Raw genomic sequence first — 21,203 nt, 5'->3', positions numbered from 1 at the left:
TGTGTTAGAAATCAGCATGGTCTTCATAGTGGCCGAAGATGTCAGTGATTTCAGGGTCAGCGCCAACTCCAGAATAGACGGTCAACAGGTCTCCCACTTTGATGACTGTATTCCCACGAGGCGTGATGGGGTGTTCGTTCTCGTCACGCTCGATCGCGACAACGAGCATTTCATCGGTCAGGAGCCCTGCTTGGGCGGCTTCTTGGAGTGTTTTTCCTGCGACTGGTGCCCCGTCTGTGACTGTTATCTCGAAGACTTCAGCTTCCTCACCGATGCGCATGTAGTCAACGATTGCTGGACGTGCTACAGCTCGATAGAGGTAGTCGGCGATCAACTGTTGGGGGTTCTCCATTGTGTTCACGCCAATCTGTTCGAATAACCCCATGTGCTCCGGATTGTGGACGACTGACAGTATCGCTGGGATTTTGAACTCTTTTGCGAGAAGACACGTCATTACATTCGTTGCGTCCTGGTCTGTCGTCGAAATGAGCGCATCGGCCCGTTCAGCACCAGCGTCTATCAACGTATCTTTCGTCGTGGCGTCGGCGTGCAGTACCAAACAATCAAACTGGTTAGCAGCTTGATTCGCACGTCCCTCGTCACGTTCAATGACAACAACCTCGTTGCCTGACTGCGTTGCAATGTCGATAAGTGGTGTTCCGATATCGCCAGCGCCGATGATGATAATGTACATATTGGTTAGACCTCCAGTCTCCGCATCAGGGCTTCACGAATTGACATAGGCGATTCTTCTTCTCCGCGTGCCATCACGACTGTTTGAGCTAGTTCCGCGCCGATTTTCTCAGGGAGTGATCCGAATACTGCCTGTGAAATCGTCCCCGCCCGCGTCGCACCGACACAAACCGTATCGTAATCTTGAGCAGCTTCGATGATGGCTTGCTCAGTATTCTCGGCCACAGACACCTTCGCATCGTAGGACATGTATTCGATTCCGGCGCGTTCAGCTAACTCGGAGATTACTGCTTCACCACGTTCGGTCGGCGAGAGTCCTTCGTCACTATCGCTCTCTGGGGACTGCACGTTGAGGAGCGTCAACGAGGCCTCGTCAGCTGCGGCAACAAATTCAGCAGCACGTTGGGCTGCAACCGGCGCGTGTGGGCCCTCACCAGCAAGCACCATGATATCTCCTTCTCCGCGTCCGTCTTCCAGCCCGAGCTTCACGAGCGTTGCATCACACGGGGCACGTCCGATAACGGGGTCGATCGTCGACCCGAGGACGTGTTCGCGTCGGCTCCGGGTACCTTGCCAGCCAAGCAGGACGTGGTCTGCGCTTTCCTCTTCGATCACGTCAAGTATGACAGACCCAGCATTACGACCGACAATCGCCCTAGTTCGGAGCCCGATGTCGAGCTCAGTCGCAATATCACGAGCAGAATCAAGCAGTTCTCGTTGCCGTTCAACTCGCTCTTCCTCGAAGGTGAGATCCTGGGAAAGGGAAGTTTGGCGCGGGACTTCAATGACGTTTACGGCGATTACCTCAGCGTGATCGCTTTCGTGGGCATGCGCGCTTGCCGCAGCCATCCGGAGAAGGTCCCGTTCTGTCTCCGGGTTCGCAACCGGGACGACGACACGATACCGTCCTTCACCATTCGCCACCGGAGCCGGTTCGGGTGCAATCGCTTCGCCGACGAGGCTCTCACTGAGCGCCCGGTCACGTGCGTAGAAGAGGTACCAAATCACACCGAAAACGACGATGACAGACCCGATAGCCTGGACGATGAGACTCATCTGGACGAGAATCACGAGGCATGCCACGAATCCCAAGATGGGCACGATGGGGTACAGGAGGCTCGGGATTTTGAAAGATGGGTCGTACGCCTCAGGGTTCGCGCGGCGTAACACGACGACAGCAACGTGAACGAGGGCGTACGTCACGAGATACATGAAGCTCGCCACCTCAGCGAGCGTTCCAATTCCAACGCCAACAGCAATCAGTACGAGCGTGATAACACCCGTGACTGTAATCGCACGGTACGGCGTCCGGAACCGGCTGTGAACTTCGTTGAGCCAGTTGACGAGAATTCGATCACGCCCCATCGCGAAGTTGACTCGTGCCGCCGAAAGGATACTGGCGTTTGCACTCGATACTGTCGCAAGGACGGCACCGATAATCATCACCAGTGCTCCGATCGTCCCCATAAACTCGGTAGCGACGTCGGCAACCGGAATCTGGGAGGCTGACAGTGCTTCGATAGAGAGCGTTCCGGTTGAGACGAACATCACACCGACATACATCAGCGTCGGCGTCACGACAGCCGCAATCATCGCGAGTGGGAGATTGCGACTCGGGTTCTTGATCTCTTCAGCACTGGTTGCAATAACCTCGAAGCCGATGAACGAGACGTAGACGGTCCCGATTGTTGCTGCAACGGCTGGCCACCCGTTGGGGTTGAATTCTCCAATAGTCGGACCACTGAATAGACCTAACCCGAGGAACGCAAGGATGAGTCCAACAAGTGAAAGGACGATGACGTTCTGGAGCGCGCCCGTTTCCTTGACACCATAGTAGTTGACGCCGGTCAAGAGCGCAGCCATCACAAGCGCAGCGATGGTAATGCCGACTTGGCCCCAGCCGGCGAGGAAGCCAACGTACTGCCCCAGTCCCGGAAGTAGGTACTGGCCGAAGCCGATCATGTAGAAGGCAGAGGCGAACGTTAACCCAGCCCACATTCCCCAACCGACGATGCTCCCGAAGAACGGCCCAAGTGCGCGATTGACGTAGTAGTAACTTCCGCCGGCTTTCGGCATGCCGGTCGCCAACTCCGAGAGAGAAAGAGCCGCTAACAACGAAACTAGACCTCCTGCAAAGAACGAAATCATACTGGCGGGGCCAGCCTGCTGAGCAGCGATACTCGGAAGGACGAAAATCCCTGCTCCGATCATCGTCCCCAGACCGATGGTGTAGGCCTCTAGGAAGCCGAGGTCACGGGCGAGTTCTTGCTCAGTCTCACTCATATGATAACCCTTCGTCTTGTATCGGTCCGTGTGTGCAGTTTTGAATCAAGTCGACGATCATTCGTTTTTGGTCTCTTCCGGGAGTGCGATGACCGGACGGTCTGCGTCCGTGATCAGCTTGAGTGCTGTATCACCTGATAAGAATTGAACAAGCCGATTTCCTCCCCGGGGGCGGAATGCGATAGCACTCGCATTTACATCGGCCGCAACGTCGATAATCGCAGTAACGATGTCTCTACTGTATGCAGTTTCCGTGTCTATCTCTGGAATGAATCCACGAAACGCACCAAACGCATTCGACGCTCGTTGTTCTGCTTGTTCGAGAGGTAACTTGTCGGGTACTCCCTCTCCCTTCTCGATAATATGAACGACAGTAACCTGTCCATATTCATAGGTGTCGAGTATTCGCGCGGTTTCACGTGCGTCCTCTTCATTTGCAACCGGGACAACGAGATGTTTTGTGATTTTTTCGGACATGACCTATTCCTCCGTCTCGGTGTACTTCGGGTTCTCAGCACCACAAGGAGGGCAGACGGATGCTTCCTTGTCGAGGATTCCTCCACAAGATCCACACCGAATTTGCTGGGCGTTATGAACGTCTCCAAGATACGCCCAGTGCAGGGACTCTGTCCCGTCCATCCGATGCTCCCGGCGGACATGATAGAGCGACACACGATCCGTATTCACACCGGGGCCTTCTGGATTAGGGGGGTGCTTTCGTACAAGTGCGTACGCGCCGTGGTCTTCTATTTTGAGGACCTCTCCAGCAGCAGTCGCCTCAATTTCCTCCTCGATTGGGGTTCGAAGCGCTTCGATACGGCGCTCAACATACGAAAGCACGGATTTCAATTCGGGGAGGCCCAGCGCATCAATTCGCTGGATGAGCGTATCGGAGAGGTTATCGGGTGGTGCTGATCCCTCACTTGAGTCCACCATTATCTCACCACCTGCTTACAGCAATATGGTACTCTTCTGGTTCAGACAGCCGATTAATTCTGAAGTCCCTCGTTCGAATCGCGTCTCCCAATGCCAACGTGAGGTGTGTGGGTACCGAGTTCATATTTGAGCGACATTGCGGAAAGATAAATATCTGCCGCATTTTTTAACGGTTCCTTATTTTTACCGCATACTATTTTCTGTTCGTTCGGTCCTATGGTCAGCGTGTTTGCTGCTTGCTGAGGGGGTTTTCAGTTATTCAACCCGCATTCGAGTATTAGTTGAGTCATAGAATTCAAACGAATACCTAACAATAAGTTAAAAGTGGGTTTGCTGACCAAAATTGAGGTATAAATATGGCTCTTCAAATCGATACGATTGACGAACGGATCCTCTATTATTTGTCACAGGAAGCTCGTCACACGTCCGCACCCGATATCGCAGAGAAAGTTGACGTCTCGGCACCGACCGTGCGGAACCGGATCCGCCGACTCGAAGAGGCAGGTGTAATCAGAGGCTATCATGCTGATATTGATTACCAAAAAGTCAGCGGACGACTCACAAACCATTACGTCTGCAGTACGGGTTCCCGGGATCGCGAAGAGATGGCCCAGCGAGTCCTCGACTTGCCGGGCGTAATTAATGTTCGAGAGATCATGTCCGGCAAAGGTGATCTCCGGATTACAGTCGTTGGGACAGATACCGATGATCTCACCCGAATCGCACAGGGGATTACGTCTCTCGGTATTGAAATTGATGACGAAGACCTGGTCCACCGAGAATATTTCCGCCCATATGCCCCATTCGGTCCTCGAGATGAAAAACTAGCGTCCCCCGTCACAGGCGTTGCGGGACTGGCTGGGGATGCAGATGTCGTGGAAATTCTTGTTAGAGAAGATGCACCGATCGCTGGGAAAACGCTTCAAGAAGCGAACGAAGTAGGACTCATTCCTTCGGATGTGCTGGTCGTCCGAATCAATCGTGATGAAGGAACCATTACGCCAACTGGCCAAACCCTGATCAAGGAGAGCGATTTCGTGACGATTCATTCCCGATCCGGGGTTACTGAAGAGACATTGACCGCGTTCACTGGCCAGTGACATTGCGAAAAATGCGGAACAAATCCACAAGCAACTACACCAAGCGATTGAGCCGTTTATATAGTGGGTAGTGTTCTAAGAAACGTTAATGTGTTTTGGGGTGCCAGCACTAGCACGGATGGGATTACTTGAGCTGCTTCGGCGAACAAGAAGAAGCGATGAGAGTACCCTGTACGAGTGTCGAGACTGTGGGACGTGTGTCTTCCCAGAGCAAGAGAAGTGTCCGAACTGTGGTTCGGTCGAAATCGCCTGCTACGAATTCTGACACACCGCACATTGTGCTTCCAGCATCAGTCAAAGTACAACTCGAGTCAGCTACCACGCCCTGAAGAGCGCGACATTCCAGTGTTGACTTCCGTTCTAACTGCTCAAGGCAGTAGGCGAATACTCACGATTAAAGCCAGGTGAGCATACACAAAGCGTTTAGCCATCTCCGTTTTTGAAGAACTATGGCCGCTCAATCGCTCCATGACTGGATTCTCGTCGATGGGAGGTGTGACACTATTTCAGTCGGAGCGTACCTCTCGTGGTTGAAAATCAACCCGGACCTCCTCCCGGACGCTGAGATACTGTGCGTCTTATCTATCCGACTCGTCGCTCGCTGGATTTAACTCCATATTCGTTCCGGAGCTCGGCTGGTATCTCACTGTTCTCGACGGAGTTTTGTTATCTATCGCCGGAGGGTGCTACCTATCATCAATGATGCAGAGGTCAGAAAGGACGGCGGTACTGAATGACTAACCTTCTGTACTGAGCGATAGGTGAGTTCCCTGTATATAGCGATTTATTCTTCCATATTGAGTGCTGAACTAATAACCGATTTCGCGTCCTATACTCAATTTTGCTCTACAACCCAGCGGTGCGGTGCCGTGGGAATCCCCTCCGTGAACGGCGGGGAGGATGTCAAGACGCACCCAAGTTCACGTGTACCATGTTCTTGAGATAGTACTCACATCATCGATATTTCCTGTTCAATCAGCCCTGTCTGGTTGCGTAGCATCACGGCTGATGGCTGTGCGAATATCAGAGACAGTGTACGCAATGAGTTCACGAACACTACCCGTGCGCATGAGCAACAACCCGATCCCAAAGAAGGTATAGACACCAGTGTAGCCGTACAAAATAAGAAGACCAATGTCTGCAGCGGCAGGCTCGGCATACGTTTGGATGACATAGAACTCAGCAACGACCTGTGAGACAAACAGGACAAGCAGTGTCACTGCCTCACGAATGCTGATCTCGAAATTCAGCAGAATAGCGAGCGCAAAGAGGCTCTGAGCAGCAGTAATCCAGATCTCGGCAGCTTGCTTTTGATCGAACGAAAGCGTCCCAATCTGACCGGCGGCGATAGAATACACGATCGCAAGGGTTCCGATAAGCAGTGTCCACTGATTGAGTTTCGACGAGATGAGTGCGTTAAACCCGGCGGTCGAGCGTGCCTTGTTTACGAGATAGGCAACGACGATGAGTTCGGGGCTCTCACTCGCCAGCGGTGCAAGCCACTGAATCATGAAGAACGGTGGAACGCCGAGGGCAGTGCCGAGTTCTTCGAGACCCAACGCGAATGGGTGGACAGCCTCGAAGATAACCACCCCAGAAAACGCGAACAAAAAGAGGACTACTGCGACTCGGGGTCCTTTTGAGTAGGCCTGGAAATACGCAGGAACCCCAATATGTGCGTCCGTCTCCTCGATATCACCGCGGATGATGATGAGGATGTAGAGAGCGAAGAGTCCGACCAAGACGATCGTGTCGACGATTCCGATCCCGTTTCCCAGCGGAATGAAAAAGGCGTACGCTGTGGCTGCGAGCAGAAATGTGATCTCGAGAGAGATGTCACGGTCGATCGCTACGGCGTCCGTGAGGAAGCCAGTGCGCTGGATGACTGCTGAGTCGCCGGTGCGTTTCGCCCGGTAGATCGTGAACAGGGCGATGCCAGACCATCCGAGGCCGATGAGGATTCGGTTCGCCCCAGTCATATTCGCGATGGCGAGATTGGCTGCCTCCATTCCGCGTGCGGTCCCCTCGAATGCACCAGCGTTCCATGCGTACAGTGCGTCGACAGCGTACTCGGGTGCGACGGCGAGAACTGCGAGAACTGCGATAGCGAACGCAGTGGGAACGTCTTTTTCGGCGGTTTCGGCACCCCACGCAAGCAGGAACGCCGCACCGAGGATTGCGAGACCACCAGCAAGGACGGCGACAGGAGGAGAAATGTTCGTATGTGGGTTTGTTGGAGTCGACACTGGGTCGAGGTGATAGCCGTGCGTGACGAACAACGCGATGAATGGGAGTGTCAATAGGAGTGCCGCGGCAACAGCGACGAGCGGGTGGCGAAGACGTCCGATCATGGTTTCGTTCGACTGGTGAGCAGATCTTGATCACGTGCACAATCGTCTTCTCTACTGGTGATAGATGTCATGTCTGTATCCATGCAATACCCGAACAAAAACCACAAGATAACGCATCACCTGTAGAGATCAGCGGTTTTGGGGCCTGTACGTTCGTTTTCGGGGCGATTGCGGTGAAGCGGTGAAATCAGCTCTACAACGCTGAATACATGGTTTATGAAGCGATATCGGCTTATCGAGTAGCTCCACGAAGAGAAGCGTGGCTTACACAGAGTCAGGTTCAGCAAAGCCACCGCTGAGGAGGCGAACTAATGCAGTTAGTACTGTCTGATCGCACTCGAGCAGGGACTCTGGGGGGATTTCTGCAACGAATCCGGAAGTGACCTCTGGCGACCCAGGGATGAACACGATGACGCGGCCATCAGCAGTTCGATTCCCAGTATCAAACGCCAGCATCCGAGAACCGTTCCACGCAGTAATTCTCACGACTCGTGGAGATCGATTTGAGTGGTTTAGTAGTACGTCAAGTGTTGTTTTCACCGCGTTATAGATGACACGGACAACAGGAGCTACACTACCATCGCACTTTCATTTGCACATCAATGGAAATCCTGGCTCATCGCTATGGGTTGCATTGCAATAACAGTATACGCACTTGGGGGTGGTGACGAAGCACCGCCAGGATATCCGCATTTCTTCTTAACGTTCGCGTTCCTGAGTGTAGTTCACGGAGTTGAGCAAACCGACGGCTTCCCCAACCCTGTTTCGCGGATCTGGCGCTAACATCGACTTGGTCCCTGCTGACGTACTTCTTTACAGTAGCGTTCCATCTTCACGTACAAGCGCTGTACCGCGGAGAGAATAGATACACCATTCTGAGTTGGATGTCAGAGTGGCGATTAGTAATGAACACGGTCGTGGCTGCGCGCACAGCTCCGAAGGAGCGAGCACGGAGCGGAGGGTGGGGCGGTGGGGCCTGGGTCGGCCCGGCCACCAACAAAAAAGAGGGCTGCCTCGCGCACGTTAGGCGTCCCACCAAGCGTCGCGCTCGGGGAAATGCACAGTCGTCCAGCCCGTCAGGGCAATCGAGACACGCCCGTCGTACCAGTTTCGCGCCGCTCCGTGAATCCGCACGCGTTCGCCCTCGCGAATCCACGGCACGTCTGACGCTTTCCAACTCGTCAGCTTCACCTGCCCGCTTTCGTCTTCGAGTATCCCCGCTTGCTGAATCGCTGGCGACTCTGACTCCCACACCGTCGTCAGCGTCCCTTCAATGCAGACCTCGCGTCGCGACACGCCCTCAAGCTTCCCGATTGGCACCATCGTCCCCGGTGCGCCTTCGAGTTCCTCGAACACGCTTACCGCTGCCGACATCATATCCTTGCCACCCAACACCGCCTCGCTCAGTCGCCGACTGATCGCCGCTCGCGACCACCCATCCAATTTCTCCGCCAACCGTGTTGCCTGAGAGTTCACTGCGCCCAACTGCTCTTGGGTCAGCTCCGTCCGGGGATCCGCCCGGTCGGGGTCCATCACCGGATTCACGCTCGCCGCACGCTTCTGGAACTGCCGCCGTCGCTCAGCGCTTCGTTCGGCCGCAATCACCCGCGACCGCGCCTCACGACCCTCTTGCGAGCCCAGTTCCGCACGGGCACTAATCTGTTCGAGTTCGGCTTCCCGCGCTCGAATGCGTTCTTCTTGGGCCAACGTCACGCCGTCAATCCGCTCGTCGCTCGTGTCTGCAATCCCATCTGGGTGGTTCGCATCCACCTTTGCTTGGATCTCCTGTTGCACCGTCGCTTGGAACGTCGGCGTCTCGTCGACGACCTCAAACCCGTCTTCGTCGACTGCCGTCTCGTCCGCGTGTTCGAACGCCTGTTCAGCCACCGAAACTACCTTGCGATTGGAGTTGTTACTAGACATTGGAACTGACACGTTCCTGAAGGCGCTGACGCGCCGACGCCCGCGAACCCACTCGCGGGATTCTCACGAACCAACCTGCTTGAGCCACGGCTTCGATGTCGACCGATGACGCCGTCACCGAGGTGCCCGCGCCGCGCCTTCACGCCGGACCCTGTCCGGCGCGGCGCGGCACCGACGGCACCCCCACAGACGAGTGCGGGGGGTGAACCTCGAGGTGAGCGCGCGGTCACCGCCATATACCCAGCCGGTCACCGCGGGTCGGCGCCTCGCCGACCACCGTCCGTCGGCAGACGCAACGGAAGCGGCCGCGGCGCCGAGGCGGCACGGCCGGGGGGTATATGGTGGTGAACGGCGTCGCATACGGCCACAGCGAGGCCGCAGAGAGCGAGGACCCGCCGGAACAGCACCGCGCCCGGACCCGCACGAGCCTGTCCCGTCCGTCGCAGACGCAACGGAAACGCCTCGTGCGGTAGCCCGGTGCGGGCTGGATGCCCGCGGACCCACAGCTCGTCGCGGCCGAGTTTGAGCGCAGGCCCGGCAGGCCGCACAGCCAGCCCTGAGTGAGCCCCGGACCGTGGCATACTGGGGGTGAGCACGGCGAACCCCCAATAGCCGCGGCAGCCCGGGCGAACGAGGGGTGAGGGCAATCGCCCGAACGGCGAGCAGCCCGCCCGGACCGCACAAGCGGCCACGTCTGAACCAGCCGGCCGGCGGCGCGACCGCATCGAGGGAGCGCCGACGCAACGGCTGGTGAAGATGCAGCCAGCCCGGTTACGGTCCACGGCCCGGACGCGGGTCGAGTGCTCGCAGACCCGCCCTCGGGGCTGACCGGTATCGGGTGGCTGCACCCGGCCCGACCCGGCCCCGCGACCGTGCCCCGTCCGTCGTAGACGCAACGGCAGCGCGAAACGCCCGGGCCCGGCAGGAACGGGCTGCCCGCCGGAGCGCGCACAACCCGAGCAGTCGCCCCCAAGCGTACCGACACAACTCACCTCCCAAACACGTTTGATTGCTAGGCACTGTCTAGTTAAGCCAGTTTGAGGAACGAGCAGGTCATTGAGTGTATTTGGGATGAAGAGGAAGACCCGGACTTCATCTACGGAGACATCGTTCATGACACCGAGGCCGACGAACCTCGGCTAGGGCGTCTTCGAGCGTGGCCAGACATTCGATCGCTGCGATCTCGTCGAGGAGTGCGGCTCGTTCGATAGCGGTCTCGTCTCCCTCGGTCGTCTCGATCGAGGCAACGCAAACCTGGCGCTCCTCGTGCCACCCACAGTTCCAACAATTCCGTGAGACCTCGATACACTCGTCTCCATCCGCTGCAAGGAGGGCGTCGGTGAGTGACGCCGAAGGCGGGTGGTCCAGCCCGACTTCGAGTGTAACCGAGGACCCGCACGCGGGGCAGTCCATGATCTTCCCGAAGAGCGCCCGTCTGTTGAAGATCGTGGAGCGATTCGAGTGTCGCATAAATACGCCGTGAAGGGAGAAGATTTCTTTTCCGAGTGGGAGCGGCATCTGTGCTCTCGGTCGCGCTATTGGCAGCAGGCAAGTCCCTTTAGGAGGAGATGTAGCCGATCACCTGGCCTGCCACATCCTCGGTGCGGTCATCGACAAGGGAGGTCAGGTAGTGGTCCACGTCTGCTGCACTGTTGAGGGTTACAAGCGACCACGGGAGGACATGACTGCGTTCACCGAGTGGGTCGCCGTCGTAGTCGTGGTCGCGGAGGGTGAGCGACTCCTCGTGATAGGTCTTCGTAGAGAGCAGAACCGTGATAAGTTGGACGCCATGCCGTGGTAACTGTGGGGCCCCCAGCACGAGCATCGGGCGCCCCTTCTCCGAGAGCGGGTCACTCGCCCAGATAATGTCGCCACGTTCCAGATCCTCAAACGCAGTCACTGTACGTCGTCCATCTCGTCAGTCCGAAGCGCTTCAAGCCGTTCTTCGCCATACTCGTCGTCTGCCGCCTCGTGCTGGCGATGCAGTCGATAGGCCGACTGAAGTCGTTCCTTGTTGTCCGTGATCGCCCAATACGGGCGCTTGTGCCGGACGAGCCCGCGTTCCTTCAGTCGAGAGAGAATCGCACTAACAGCGTCCGTGTCCAAGCCCAGTCGCTCGGCGATCGTCGCTGCCTTCCACGCCCGGTCGTCATTCTTATCGAGAAACAGTACGATTCGCTCGGTGTCATTCCGGTCCTCGAATTCGTCGGGATCAGCGTTTTCGAACTCGTCGATATCGATGGTGCCGCTCGACATAGACTAGTGTTGGGACTGTTGGAAGATAGGTGTTTGGTGTGTTTTGTTTTATTGATTGGTGTATTTCCATCTCGACTGAGCCAGTCGAGTGTTGCAAAATACCGAAGTGATTTATATATTGGTTCGCTAGTATGCAACAGTATGCTCACAGAAGGTGAGGTTCGCGCCCTTACAGCCCTCCACGGTGAGCAGACGGTCTCTGACCTTGCAACGAATCTCGATCGGAGTCTCAGCTACACCTCAGAACTCGTCGGGCGGCTCGAAACGGCTGGCCTCGTCGAGACACGTCGACAGGGGAAAACAAAGCGGATTCGACTGTCGGACGCAAAGGCCCTCGAGTTACTCACGAACCTCACACAGCAGTATTCACACATCGACTGGCCGGAGCTGTTGTCAGGGGCAGCCCTCCGTGTGTGCTACTTCCTCGATACCCCGCGGACCGCGACCGAACTCGCACGCCGCGCCGACGTCCACCGAAGCACTGTCCACCGTGCGCTTGCCCCGCTTCAGCATCGCGGAATCGTCTACCAAACTGACGACGGGGCGTACGCACTAAACGACGGCTTCGAACCGCTGAGCGTATTCGCTCGTGAGCTGGCCCATCACGCCCACCGCCAGACTGTCGAAGAACAGACGGACACCTACACGATTCTGTGGGAATCGCTTGACGAGTTCCTTGTCCAGACGACGACTGAAATCGCTGACGAACACTTCATCCCGACAGGCCCAGACCAGTTCCAGCGATACGGCCTCCCGCTGTTGGCACGTGATCGACGATACTACCTCTATTCGGAAGCGACGAGCGAGCTCTCGCCGGAGACATTGTGCTGCCACATGCTCGTAATCGATTCGGGCGCACGAACGCAGTCATACTGTCTACTCTTGCTCAGTCACGTCGACATCGACCGCGACGAACTTCTAGCCCAAGCCACCAAGTACGGCGTCGACGACGTCGTCGACGACCTCTACACGTATCTCGACACCAGCGGTGCCCAGCGGACGTCTCGCCTTCCTGAGTGGTCCGAGTTCCAGGAACTGGCTGACGAGTACGAGGTGACGCCATGAGGCGGCGGTTCGATAGCTCATATATCCGGTCGGAACTCGAGCGCATAGGCCAGCAGCTGAACAACCCACTCACTGTCTTCTTGATTGGCGGTGGGTCGATGGCGTTTCGCGGACTCAAAGAAACGACCAAAGACATCGACCTCATCGTCCCCTCCGGCGACGATCTGAGCCAGCTACAAGCGGTGCTCCTCGAACTGGGATACGATATCGTCCGGGAGCCGGACGAAGAGTACGAAGAACTCGGTGCCCAGCGAATCCTCGAGAACGATGACGGGTGTCGCATCGACATCTTCAACCAGCAGGTGATCGGCAAGCTGATTCTGTCTCCAGGCATTCGTGAGCGGAGCGAACGGTATCTCGACCCGGGGAATCTCGTGGTCGAGCTCGTGAGTCCAGAAGACATCTTCCTGTTCAAAGCGGTTGCCGGTCGGGTGGACGACATCGAGGATATGTTCTCGTTGATGCAGACTGGCCTCGAGTTCGACGTCGTCGAAGCGGAACTCGAGACGCAGGTCGAACTCTTGGACCAAGAACTATTCGTCACGTACGTCAACGAAGCGTTGACCGACCTCACCGAACAGCACAACGTGACGACGCCGTTGCACGACCCCGTAGCGGAGATCACTGAGCGCGTCTACGAAGAGCTCGAAGTGCTGCACGCGCTTGACGAACCGAAGTCGGTGGCTGACCTGCAACAGGAGCTTGATTGGTCTGCAGCGGACGTACAGGAGATTGTGAGGCGGCTGGAAGAGAAAGACACCGTCGCGGTAACCGATGGGCGTGTAGAACGTCGCTCAACGACGATCTGACCACGGAGGGGAGGAAGTGAAGCCGTGACTACGCTGTGAGCAAGTCTACACAGCTCTGTTGAAACCTTCTGACCTTGGCAGAAAGTGATTGACACATACAGTGCGTGAGTTCAGCACCGTAATCGTGTTCTATTCAGGTGAATCTCTCTAAATAATCCGGTAGGATTTCGTTTCCCTTGCACCATCTACAGAAACTCAATCGCTGCCATCAGCGCTTACACCGTCAGGCTCCGAAATACGGAGTACCCCCGATACACCGAGTACATCCTCGATGATTTCATACACAATATCGATGTGCTCTCTGTTGGTAAGATCCGAATCCACAGCAACGAGAGTAGAGACAGAGTGTTGGCGAGAGATCTCCACAGCATCGACGAGTATCTCGCAGTCATGGCCAATGTCGAGGTCCCTCCGGAACCGACGTAACAATTGGTCGTTGCTCTGCTGCGGGAAACACCGGTCAATCAATTCATCTGGTAACTGAACCTGATACAGCTCAATATCCTGGAGGCAGCGGCGCAGGGTAGACAACTGCTCTCGTTTATCCATATTGTACCAACTCATCTGGATATCACTCCGGAATTGACTCCGGTCGTTCGGACTGACGTGGATATCCCGGTCACGCGGCTCGTAGTCGAAAATCTCGTTGCCAGTATCGCGGAGGTAGGCAATCACGTCATCGTAGAGGTTGTACCGGCGTTCACAGAGCGCGTCGAACTCGCCGTTGGCCTTTCCACCGATTACGGTATAGAACGACTCACCATCAATGAGTCGCTGACAGCCGCGATCCTCCTCGAGGTCGCCCGGAAGTTGTGAATAGACGTAATTCACCATCACCGATGTATCCAGGTTGAGTCGAGAGGCTTCGCTCATTCAGTACCCTCCAGAACCTCTCTTGCCATCTCGTGCAGATGCGCCATCTGTTCTTCGTCAACTCTCTGGGAGTGATGGCCAGCGCGCGGGTACAAATCCGCATCAGCACATCGCTCACTCAGTCGATTCCGTCGCGATAGAAGGTCTTCGTGGAAGCTCGTAAACCGGTCTGCGTGCTCCTCGATCAAGTGGTGTCGATTCGGACCCTTCGCAGTTTGCGTAGAAATATACAATGCCGGGTACCGCCAGACATCATAGTAGAAGTACGGCGCGAGATCCTGTAACACAGTTTCTTGCTCGCTCGATATCGACTCGAGGGTCGTGAGTTGCGCAAACACCTGCTCAATCACATCTGTTCCTCGAGTGACTAAGTCCACTATCTCGGATAGCTCGTCGATTTCCGCAAGCTCGAGATGGAGGTCAGAGATGAGCAGTCGGAACTTTCGTTCGTCCGATTCAGACAGCAATCCCTCTTGTGAGCCTCCGCCGAAATCCGACAGCGAATGGTTCGTTGTTTCCTGTTCGATTGTCTCATCAAGGGTTTCGAGGTGCTCCCGAATGTCCGTCGATGTGAGATACAGATCGGTGTACTCGTCGGGAGCGCATTCCTGGTAGAAGTCGCGGAGGAAGTCGAATTTCCCGGTATACCAAACTTTCCGCAGGTCGTAATCGTCGAAGAAAACCTCGGATGCGAAGTAGTCCCGATACTGTTGCACTTCCTCCGTTTCACCGTGATCGCGTCGAACTCCACCCGTGTTGGTGGTCATCCGTCCCGGGGCATTGTCGGGCTCGCCGGCAACCTTCGTGTAGGCGCCAGCAAGGTACCAGCTATAGGTAACCGGGAGGTCGAACTCCTTAATCGCGAAGTAGCACAGCTTCTCCTGCTCCGTTCGCGTAATGTTTCGACCAGGACCGTCGAACACGTCCTCTACTGCGAGCTCAATACCACGTAGAAGCGCGTCTGCATAGGGTTCCTCCTCACGATAGGGGTTGTTCGTGCCTGGTGTGGGAGGAGTCATGATTAGGATATTCCCGCTATGGTGCCGATAGGTTTTGTGATACTGCTTCGGCAGTTTGACACCTGCCGGTGAGTGCTGTTCCTACTATCGTATTCAACAGGGATGGTCAAAGATTGTGGCCTCGGACTGAAAGTGAAGTTCGACAGGTATCTTTTGTCTCTACCGATTTGGCCAGCCACAATCACGATCTTCGTCGTTGACCGATTCGCGCCCTGATTCAGAACGGCCCAACAAATTATCCGCGACTGAGTATTTCAACAGAGCCGTCTACACCACTTTCCGACCCCAACGACTCTGTATCAAGACTCACTAACGAGATGGTCGCCTAGATCCCGCGTCCAGTACGTCGCGGGCCCATCAGGACTACATCTCGCACACAGCTGTAGTGGACCTTCCAGGTGGCCGAGTTCGACACGGAACCGGGTGAGGGCTGCAAGCGCATCGACGACGAGGCCACAGCTATCGCAGGCGTAATGGTCACGCTCGTCGGGATCGAGATTCGACTGGATCGCGCAGTCGACGCAGATCGGGTGTGTGACTCGTTCGTCTTTTCCCCATGTATGTGCCTCCCCCACGTCTGTACCGGGAACCGCATCGCAGAAGGCACAGCCAGCGAGCGTCTGTTGCATCACTTTCCTCCCTCGTCAGTGTCGCGAGCGGCGGTCCAGCCTCGATGGAAGACCGCCAGTGGGAGAATCGAGTCGAATGCCTCGTCGCTTGGCTCGTGGACGAGGACCCGTTCGTCGGGGATGGGAATGACGACGTCGTCGTCGACGAGGTCATTGACCAGAGAATGGGCTCTCCTCTCGTCAATATCCGCTACCGAGACGCGGGCAGCATCTTGATCCTGTGCGACGAGTTCTGCTTCAAACCGTTCGTGGTCGGCTGATGCATCGTCGAGTGCGTCTGTACCGGGCATGGGAATCACGTCGGCGCGAATCTACGCGCCTCGGCCTCTCAGGCGCGGACAAACTGCTCTCTGCTACGTGTTAACCAACGCTGCAAGGGAGCTAAGGCTCTGTGTTGGTTAATTCACGGCGGAGTGACGAATTCGTTTCGCGATACAGGCTCACCTTTGGGACATCCCTTACTCACTCCACAGGGCAGCTATCCGGTCTTCAATTTCGTCGAGGACGAGCCGAAGCACGTCGCGATGGTCGGTCGGCCACGAAGCGTCGTCGCCGGGGGTGAGGGCAGCGGGTGGAGGGTGGAAATGGTCTCGGGTATTGTGGGGGTTTGGGTGGCGATCCCACCGACATTCCCAGGAGCAGTCTGACTGAACCTCCCGGTAGTGAATTTTGAAGTCGTCGTTCGTGTACCAGCGAACAGCCAGAGTCGCCTCCTCGACGGAGTCTGGATAGTACGATGGTGTGAGTGTCACACGAAGTTCGAGATGGCCGCCCGCGTCGGTGATGAGTGCTGTTGCGACCTGACCCGTTGCTCGAAGACGTGTTTGCAGGAACTCGAGTATCGGGCGATCAATAGGCGCAGGGCTTCCGCCGTCCCCTGTTGGCGGCACCATCGATGCGGCTACCCGGATACCTGTTCGGTCTCAGTGCTCGCGCGTTGCTGACGGGCACGTTCGTAGCGTGTTCGCTCGTCCCGAGCGGTCGCCCAGTCGCCGAGGTCACCGTAGACGTCATCGATCGTCCGGTCGTCGCTCGATTCTGCGGCGTCGACGGCGTCGACGGCCGCTGGCGTCGGGGCACCGTACGTGTCCTCGTACGCCTCGATCCGCGAGCTCAGTTCCCGAACGCGCTGCTGGAGGTCTTCGACGGAGTGGTCGGCCGCGAGCTGGTTGATTCGCCGCCACTCGAAGTAGGCGTCGTTGCGCTCGTACGTGGCCGGATGGCCGTTGTGGCGCGTGACGATACCGAGTTCACTGAACCAGCCCAGATATTTCCGAGCCGTTTTCGGGTCACAGTCGGCGACGTCGGCGATGGCGCTGGCTGTTGTCGGCTCACGAGTCTGGAGAACCGTCCCGTAGATGCGTTGCTCAACGTCGTCGCCACGAAACGCATCCTCGAATGATGGCGGGCCATCTGGAGACTCGCTGTTGGACATACTCGTTCTTGCGTGGCACAGGATATAGTTCTTACTTCGAGGAATAGTTTCCTGTCTTTGTGCGGGGTGGAATTCACCAGCAGACTACTATCTTAACCAACAGACGTTATTCTCTTGTGCTATTGTTGGTTAAGGCGTCACTCCTGAATTCACAGCTCCGGAACTGGCATCACCTGGAATTTGTCTTGATCGTTGACGACGCCATTCTGACCCACACCACTGCCCAGTGACGACTGCGAGAGTCGGTTGACCAATTCCTCACGAACCGCTTCACGGCTGACTGTCGTTTCGTGCCAGCCGAGACGCTCGTCGAAATACCGCTTCTGGAATCGCTCGCCGATGTCGTCGACGGCGATGAACTGTGTCCGCTTTACGCCCGCTACGCTCGTTGAGACGAACTCGGCTCCGACGTCTTCGTAGGTAAGTTCGACGAGTACGCACTCAACAACTGAGACGATGCCAGTCGGACTTCTGTTGTGAGGGAGCGCCAGTTCGAGATCTGTCCACGGTTCGTCGCTCGGTTGTTCAGTGTACTCGCTATGTAGTCGTGATCGCTGTTGCTCGTAGTCGGAAGACATGGTTGTTGAGTGGGGGCCTACGACAGCCACCCTCGCCCCTCTCGGGGTGACAAACTCCACCGCGGATCGCACCCTCATCTAATGAGTGAATTCTGAGATATCGGCTAGAGACTGTCGTCGTTTGATGGCCCTTCGGCCGGAGAGAGCCAGCGGCGTTTGCACCCGTGTACCCTAGCCTTCCTTTGGATGATTTTGGAGGTGCAGAAAGAGTTGAAACGCCCTTAGATTTAGCAATAGGCCCGTCGGGCAGTTTTCAGGCGTTACTAATGTCCTCGACGGGTTCCGAAAAATGGGGATTCAGCGAGATTGTGCTTGACGAGGTGTTGAAAGCCCCGTATTCGAGAGGGTTGGGGTCAGGTTAGAATCAAGCCCTAGCAGAACTGACCGACCCCAACTGATGAGTTGCGAGACTATCCTTCCAGCACGATACCCATTCTTGTCCAAATTGGTCGACTGAAAGCCTGAAAAGTGCATGACGGGTTTTCAACCTCCGTCACATCGTTGTCCACTGAGAATAGTAATCTAACTGACTTTTGGCTATCTGCGTTAGAACTCGTTTCCGTTACCCTCCGTTCCACTTAGTTGGTCATACATCTCGTCTGGGAATGGGAGACTTCCCCAGATTGAGTAGGGGCACTGCTCCTGGCCGATGCAGTACCGCTGCATATCGTCGTTGTCACAGTTCATCGGAAGCGGGGTGTCGCCTCCAATGGTGTTCGAGAACTCGTAGCGAATCTGGTAGTCGGTGAGCTGTTCGTCGTACCAAGGCCACCGGGAGAAGACGTCCTTGAGGTCTGTGACAATCGTCTCAAGGTCGCTGTTTTGGTACTGTGGCAGCCACATCACCATCCGGGCAAAGTTGTATAGGTCCTTTCGGACTGGTTTCTTCTCGTGAAGACGTTCGGCCATGTTCGCCATACACGGGAGTTCGAATAGGTCCTCGATTGACTCGACGTCGAGAGGCTGGACGCCACGCGAAGACTCCTGAATCCGATAATGGTTCGTACTTCCGTGCTCTCGAATGGTCAGACTCCGGTGGTCGCGCTGGGATGCGAGAAGGTTTCCGAGACTCCGAGGACTCGAGATGCGATTACACACGTCTCGCTTCCAGCTCGCTTCTGGGTCGTACGCCTCCACTGCTTCAAACAGCTCCTTCGCCGAGTGGAACTCTCCCAGTGAGACGACCTCGTCTGGAGCGTCTCGAATCGCGTCTCTGAGCACACGGATGGTCCGTTCACCGGGGTTCCAATCTCGCCAGATTCGTTCGTGGTGTCCCGTCTCGATGAAGCGGTCGATACGCTCTGTGATGGCCGACTCATTCGTCGTTAGCCACGTCAGCTGGTCTTCAGAGAGGTTTTCCTCCTGGACCCGCAGGAGCTTCTTGAACGCACGTCTGGCGTACTCGCGATACTTCGTGTCGAAATTACCGACGGGCACATAGAGGCAGTTGTTCTCGACGCGAGTGAGCAGTTCCCCGGCTTCTCCGGTCTCAGTTTCGGCGTGAACGAGGCACTTCCTCGATGCTGCAGTCATCGGGATTTCGAGATACAATCCGTCACCGAACTCGGGCATCTCTTTGATCCCCGTACAAACGCGACCGGGGTGTGGTCCGTCCTCTCCTGTGTCTTTCGCGTACAGCACCTCTGCGATATCCTGTTGGAGACTCCCATCACCGAATTCTCGAAGGAGGGAGGCGAGATTGTTGACGTAGAGCTCGCGAATATCGTAGAGGACCTGCACCGTTCGCGGTGGGGCGTGTTCGAACTTCGGGTGTGCCTTGACGCAGATAGCACTCAACGTCGCGAGGACAGCGAGTATTCCAGGTTCATCGACGAAGGGTTTCTCTGCGGCGTTGGCTCTGATATCTTCTTTGAATGCCGCCGTCCCAAACCGTTCGAGGTCGGTCAGTAGATCACCTGGTTGCTCTTCGCCGTCGACGATATAGCGATTGTAGCCCCGGGTGAACAGTTGGTTGATTCGCGTCGTACCATATTCGATCGGGAGCGTCGCAACGCGATAGGCGGCACGCTCGTCCTCGACAGGCGTCGACTGAGTCATTCCTTAACCACCTCCGGTGTCGCAGACCGGACGTCGAAGTTCGAGCTCTCGATGGGCGTGACGATACTGCAGACGTCAGCGTGCAACGAGTAGGGAAGCCGGGCGACTCGACGACGGTCAGCTGTAACTACTGGGTCGATGGGAATCCCGTAGGTGTCTTGCAGAAGGTCGTTCAGCACTTCCCGACTCTTGGCGTCATATCGATGAGCGAGGTCCGTATCGAGAAGGTAGACATGAACGCCCTGACCGCTGTAGACTACCATCGTCTCCTCAGCGTTGAAGTCGTTCTCGAAGATGTCTCGCACCTCGAAACCGTACTCGATGGCCTGATCCCTGATCGATATCATCGAAGGCATACGGGTAGCCTGCCGGGTCTGCGTCGAGAATACCCGCGGTGTCGAGCAGTTCTTCGCTGTCTTCCGTAGGAACCTCATCCGAGACAACTTGTGCTGCTCGCTCTCGGGCTATCGTTTTCGCGTCGATATCGATGAGGAGCACCCACGGTCGTTCCCAATGATCGAGGGCGTAGTAGACCGCATCAGGACGCGGGTCTGGTTTGTCGAGTAGATCAGGATCGGCGAGTGCGAAGTCGCTCCGCCCAAGTGGATCGTTCCGCGCTGGATGGCAGATGAACTCGAGGACGTCGTCGAAGTCGTGGAACGCTGCCGTGGTCCGGTCACCTGAGACGTTCGTCTGCCACGTATCTCGACGGATGAAGTCCTTGTCTGGGACCCCGTCTTTCCGTACCGGATGTGGTTCTCGAAACGCGAGTGCGTACTGTTTCGGCCCCTTCGCGGTGATGAACGACGGAAGTTCGTCGACGTACGAGGGGAACTCCTCCGCATAGTACCTGTAGATCTCCTCGCGGGTTGCGTGGCGCCACGTCATGTGTTAAACTCCTGATCGAGTTTGTTGAAGCTCCGAATCGTCGTCAGCCCAGCTGCATCGAACGATTCAACGGCCTCTCGGATGTCCGAGAACGAGCGGGCTGCACGCCCGCTCACGCTGCTTTCTATCCGGTCGGCCTCTGCGAGACAGTCCAACACCTCAACGGCTGTCTCGCGCCTGTTGAACGCCCAGACAGCGTTCGCATCCACCGCACTCTGCTTGTCATAGTCGTCAACCGGTGCGTGTTTGTTGTTACTCGCGAGTTCGGCTTCACCGACCCACACGAGTTCCCCGTCAGCGTCGAAGC

Annotated in this window: 23 protein-coding genes and 2 pseudogenes; 5 read left to right on the top strand and 20 right to left on the bottom strand. The window is 56.5% G+C overall.

Translation table 11 applies throughout. The features are described from left to right. Positions 1 to 4 precede the first annotated feature (4 nt). From ATB1_RS03895 to ATB1_RS20235, 4 genes are read right to left on the bottom strand one after another with little or no spacing between them, the layout of a single operon-like run. On the bottom strand, positions 5 to 694 hold the full coding sequence (locus ATB1_RS03895; protein WP_007273878.1) for a TrkA family potassium uptake protein: 690 nt from the start codon (positions 692 to 694) through the stop codon (positions 5 to 7). Between the two features lie 5 nt (positions 695 to 699). Next, the gene (locus tag ATB1_RS03890; protein WP_042662360.1) at positions 700 to 2,976 is read right to left on the bottom strand and encodes an amino acid permease; all 2,277 of its coding nucleotides are present in this window, start codon (positions 2,974 to 2,976) and stop codon (positions 700 to 702) included. A gap of 57 nt (positions 2,977 to 3,033) precedes the next feature. Further along, on the bottom strand, positions 3,034 to 3,453 hold the full coding sequence (locus tag ATB1_RS20240) for a universal stress protein (RefSeq protein ID WP_082256261.1): 420 nt from the start codon (positions 3,451 to 3,453) through the stop codon (positions 3,034 to 3,036). A 3-nt stretch (positions 3,454 to 3,456) separates the two neighbouring features. Further along, the gene (locus tag ATB1_RS20235) at positions 3,457 to 3,912 is read right to left on the bottom strand and encodes a zinc ribbon domain-containing protein (protein ID WP_241768033.1); all 456 of its coding nucleotides are present in this window, start codon (positions 3,910 to 3,912) and stop codon (positions 3,457 to 3,459) included. Between the two features lie 356 nt (positions 3,913 to 4,268). Between ATB1_RS20235 and ATB1_RS03880 the strand changes: the two genes are divergently transcribed. Further along, a complete protein-coding gene (locus tag ATB1_RS03880; RefSeq protein ID WP_042662358.1) occupies positions 4,269 to 5,012 on the top strand; it encodes an Lrp/AsnC family transcriptional regulator in 744 nt (247 codons plus the stop codon). Between the two features lie 88 nt (positions 5,013 to 5,100). Next, on the top strand, positions 5,101 to 5,277 hold the full coding sequence (locus ATB1_RS20230; protein WP_338041843.1) for a zinc ribbon domain-containing protein: 177 nt from the start codon (positions 5,101 to 5,103) through the stop codon (positions 5,275 to 5,277). A 706-nt stretch (positions 5,278 to 5,983) separates the two neighbouring features. Here the strand turns inward: ATB1_RS20230 and ATB1_RS03875 are convergent. From ATB1_RS03875 to ATB1_RS03870, 3 genes and pseudogenes are all read right to left on the bottom strand, one after another. Further along, a complete protein-coding gene (locus tag ATB1_RS03875; RefSeq protein WP_042662357.1) occupies positions 5,984 to 7,363 on the bottom strand; it encodes a sodium:calcium antiporter in 1,380 nt (459 codons plus the stop codon). A gap of 264 nt (positions 7,364 to 7,627) precedes the next feature. Continuing rightward, a pseudogene (locus tag ATB1_RS24470) lies at positions 7,628 to 7,918 on the bottom strand (DUF502 domain-containing protein); the annotation flags it as partial. 468 nt (positions 7,919 to 8,386) lie between these two features. Then, entirely contained in the window at positions 8,387 to 9,286 is a 900-nt protein-coding gene (locus ATB1_RS03870; RefSeq protein WP_042662356.1) for an SOSS complex subunit B family protein, read from the bottom strand. Between the two features lie 344 nt (positions 9,287 to 9,630). Here ATB1_RS03870 and ATB1_RS23780 point away from each other — a divergent pair, with 344 nt between their 5' ends. Further along, complete coding sequence (locus tag ATB1_RS23780) at positions 9,631 to 9,759, top strand: hypothetical protein (protein WP_277813201.1); 129 nt, start codon at positions 9,631 to 9,633, stop codon at positions 9,757 to 9,759. 619 nt (positions 9,760 to 10,378) lie between these two features. On the opposite strand, the gene ATB1_RS03860 is transcribed toward ATB1_RS23780, so the two are convergent. The 3 genes from ATB1_RS03860 to ATB1_RS03850 all read right to left on the bottom strand — a co-directional run bounded on the left by ATB1_RS03860 (position 10,379) and on the right by ATB1_RS03850 (position 11,542). Beyond that, entirely contained in the window at positions 10,379 to 10,699 is a 321-nt protein-coding gene (locus ATB1_RS03860; protein ID WP_042662376.1) for a hypothetical protein, read from the bottom strand. A 145-nt stretch (positions 10,700 to 10,844) separates the two neighbouring features. After that, positions 10,845 to 11,186 (bottom strand): mRNA interferase PemK, encoded by a 342-nt coding sequence (locus ATB1_RS03855; protein ID WP_042662355.1) that lies wholly within the window; start codon positions 11,184 to 11,186, stop codon positions 10,845 to 10,847. After that, positions 11,183 to 11,542 carry a helix-turn-helix domain-containing protein gene (locus ATB1_RS03850; RefSeq protein WP_042662354.1) on the bottom strand — a complete coding sequence of 120 codons (360 nt, stop codon included), beginning with the start codon at positions 11,540 to 11,542 and terminating at the stop codon, positions 11,183 to 11,185. The genes ATB1_RS03855 and ATB1_RS03850 overlap by 4 nt, the downstream gene beginning before the upstream one ends. A gap of 141 nt (positions 11,543 to 11,683) precedes the next feature. Between ATB1_RS03850 and ATB1_RS03845 the strand changes: the two genes are divergently transcribed. Both ATB1_RS03845 and ATB1_RS03840 read left to right on the top strand, forming a co-directional pair. Continuing rightward, complete coding sequence (locus ATB1_RS03845) at positions 11,684 to 12,607, top strand: ArsR family transcriptional regulator (protein ID WP_042662353.1); 924 nt, start codon at positions 11,684 to 11,686, stop codon at positions 12,605 to 12,607. Continuing rightward, positions 12,604 to 13,416: a DUF6036 family nucleotidyltransferase gene (locus tag ATB1_RS03840; RefSeq protein WP_042662352.1), complete on the top strand. Its 813-nt coding sequence runs from the start codon at positions 12,604 to 12,606 to the stop codon at positions 13,414 to 13,416. The genes ATB1_RS03845 and ATB1_RS03840 overlap by 4 nt, the downstream gene beginning before the upstream one ends. Before the next feature lie 195 nt (positions 13,417 to 13,611). Here ATB1_RS03840 and ATB1_RS03835 read toward each other — a convergent pair whose 3' ends face one another. The 10 genes and pseudogenes from ATB1_RS03835 to ATB1_RS03795 form a co-directional block, all read right to left on the bottom strand. Beyond that, on the bottom strand, positions 13,612 to 14,289 hold the full coding sequence (locus ATB1_RS03835; protein ID WP_082256259.1) for a hypothetical protein: 678 nt from the start codon (positions 14,287 to 14,289) through the stop codon (positions 13,612 to 13,614). After that, complete coding sequence (locus tag ATB1_RS03830; RefSeq protein WP_241768031.1) at positions 14,286 to 15,308, bottom strand: hypothetical protein; 1,023 nt, start codon at positions 15,306 to 15,308, stop codon at positions 14,286 to 14,288. The genes ATB1_RS03835 and ATB1_RS03830 overlap by 4 nt, the downstream gene beginning before the upstream one ends. Positions 15,309 to 15,607: 299 nt before the next feature. Next, a complete protein-coding gene (locus ATB1_RS20220; RefSeq protein WP_082256258.1) occupies positions 15,608 to 15,937 on the bottom strand; it encodes a hypothetical protein in 330 nt (109 codons plus the stop codon). Continuing rightward, a complete protein-coding gene (locus tag ATB1_RS22270; RefSeq protein ID WP_198526034.1) occupies positions 15,937 to 16,227 on the bottom strand; it encodes a hypothetical protein in 291 nt (96 codons plus the stop codon). The genes ATB1_RS20220 and ATB1_RS22270 overlap by 1 nt, the downstream gene beginning before the upstream one ends. 168 nt (positions 16,228 to 16,395) lie before the next feature. Beyond that, a complete protein-coding gene (locus ATB1_RS03820) occupies positions 16,396 to 16,830 on the bottom strand; it encodes a hypothetical protein (protein ID WP_042662349.1) in 435 nt (144 codons plus the stop codon). An 8-nt stretch (positions 16,831 to 16,838) separates the two neighbouring features. Further along, positions 16,839 to 17,372, bottom strand: coding sequence for a hypothetical protein (locus ATB1_RS03815; RefSeq protein ID WP_042662348.1), 534 nt, complete (start codon positions 17,370 to 17,372; stop codon positions 16,839 to 16,841). A 149-nt stretch (positions 17,373 to 17,521) separates the two neighbouring features. Then, complete coding sequence (locus ATB1_RS03810; protein ID WP_042662347.1) at positions 17,522 to 17,950, bottom strand: hypothetical protein; 429 nt, start codon at positions 17,948 to 17,950, stop codon at positions 17,522 to 17,524. 546 nt (positions 17,951 to 18,496) lie between these two features. After that, positions 18,497 to 20,008 (bottom strand): primase-associated protein, encoded by a 1,512-nt coding sequence (locus tag ATB1_RS03805; RefSeq protein ID WP_042662346.1) that lies wholly within the window; start codon positions 20,006 to 20,008, stop codon positions 18,497 to 18,499. Then, positions 20,005 to 20,896, bottom strand: a pseudogene (locus tag ATB1_RS03800) (DNA primase). The gene ATB1_RS03805 and the pseudogene ATB1_RS03800 overlap by 4 nt, the downstream one beginning before the upstream one ends. Beyond that, the coding region (locus ATB1_RS03795; RefSeq protein WP_042662345.1) for a hypothetical protein at positions 20,893 to 21,203 on the bottom strand (311 nt) is incomplete at its 5' end. The gene ATB1_RS03795 and the pseudogene ATB1_RS03800, both read right to left, overlap by 4 nt.

The organism is Haloferax sp. ATB1, assembly GCF_000730175.1.
Note: the sequence above shows the minus strand (reverse complement) of the source record. Positions and strands in the feature narration are given on the sequence as shown.

Bases quoted from the DNA above. Each gene is read 5' to 3' on its own strand.
- ATB1_RS03860 (WP_042662376.1), bottom strand. From the start codon at position 10,699: ATGGACTGCCCCGCGTGCGGGTCCTCGGTTACACTCGAAGTCGGGCTG.
- ATB1_RS03890 (WP_042662360.1), bottom strand. From the start codon at position 2,976: ATGAGTGAGACTGAGCAAGAACTCGCCCGTGACCTCGGCTTCCTAGAG.
- ATB1_RS20230 (WP_338041843.1), top strand. From the start codon at position 5,101: ATGTGTTTTGGGGTGCCAGCACTAGCACGGATGGGATTACTTGAGCTG.
- ATB1_RS03880 (WP_042662358.1), top strand. From the start codon at position 4,269: ATGGCTCTTCAAATCGATACGATTGACGAACGGATCCTCTATTATTTG.
- ATB1_RS03840 (WP_042662352.1), top strand. From the start codon at position 12,604: ATGAGGCGGCGGTTCGATAGCTCATATATCCGGTCGGAACTCGAGCGC.
- ATB1_RS20220 (WP_082256258.1), bottom strand. From the start codon at position 15,937: ATGCAACAGACGCTCGCTGGCTGTGCCTTCTGCGATGCGGTTCCCGGT.
- ATB1_RS03830 (WP_241768031.1), bottom strand. From the start codon at position 15,308: ATGACTCCTCCCACACCAGGCACGAACAACCCCTATCGTGAGGAGGAA.
- ATB1_RS03820 (WP_042662349.1), bottom strand. From the start codon at position 16,830: ATGGTGCCGCCAACAGGGGACGGCGGAAGCCCTGCGCCTATTGATCGC.
- ATB1_RS20235 (WP_241768033.1), bottom strand. From the start codon at position 3,912: ATGGTGGACTCAAGTGAGGGATCAGCACCACCCGATAACCTCTCCGAT.
- ATB1_RS03870 (WP_042662356.1), bottom strand. From the start codon at position 9,286: ATGTCTAGTAACAACTCCAATCGCAAGGTAGTTTCGGTGGCTGAACAG.
- ATB1_RS03835 (WP_082256259.1), bottom strand. From the start codon at position 14,289: ATGAGCGAAGCCTCTCGACTCAACCTGGATACATCGGTGATGGTGAAT.
- ATB1_RS03805 (WP_042662346.1), bottom strand. From the start codon at position 20,008: ATGACTCAGTCGACGCCTGTCGAGGACGAGCGTGCCGCCTATCGCGTT.
- ATB1_RS03875 (WP_042662357.1), bottom strand. From the start codon at position 7,363: ATGATCGGACGTCTTCGCCACCCGCTCGTCGCTGTTGCCGCGGCACTC.
- ATB1_RS03895 (WP_007273878.1), bottom strand. From the start codon at position 694: ATGTACATTATCATCATCGGCGCTGGCGATATCGGAACACCACTTATC.
- ATB1_RS03815 (WP_042662348.1), bottom strand. From the start codon at position 17,372: ATGTCCAACAGCGAGTCTCCAGATGGCCCGCCATCATTCGAGGATGCG.
- ATB1_RS22270 (WP_198526034.1), bottom strand. From the start codon at position 16,227: ATGCCCGGTACAGACGCACTCGACGATGCATCAGCCGACCACGAACGG.
- ATB1_RS03845 (WP_042662353.1), top strand. From the start codon at position 11,684: ATGCTCACAGAAGGTGAGGTTCGCGCCCTTACAGCCCTCCACGGTGAG.
- ATB1_RS03810 (WP_042662347.1), bottom strand. From the start codon at position 17,950: ATGTCTTCCGACTACGAGCAACAGCGATCACGACTACATAGCGAGTAC.
- ATB1_RS03850 (WP_042662354.1), bottom strand. From the start codon at position 11,542: ATGTCGAGCGGCACCATCGATATCGACGAGTTCGAAAACGCTGATCCC.
- ATB1_RS20240 (WP_082256261.1), bottom strand. From the start codon at position 3,453: ATGTCCGAAAAAATCACAAAACATCTCGTTGTCCCGGTTGCAAATGAA.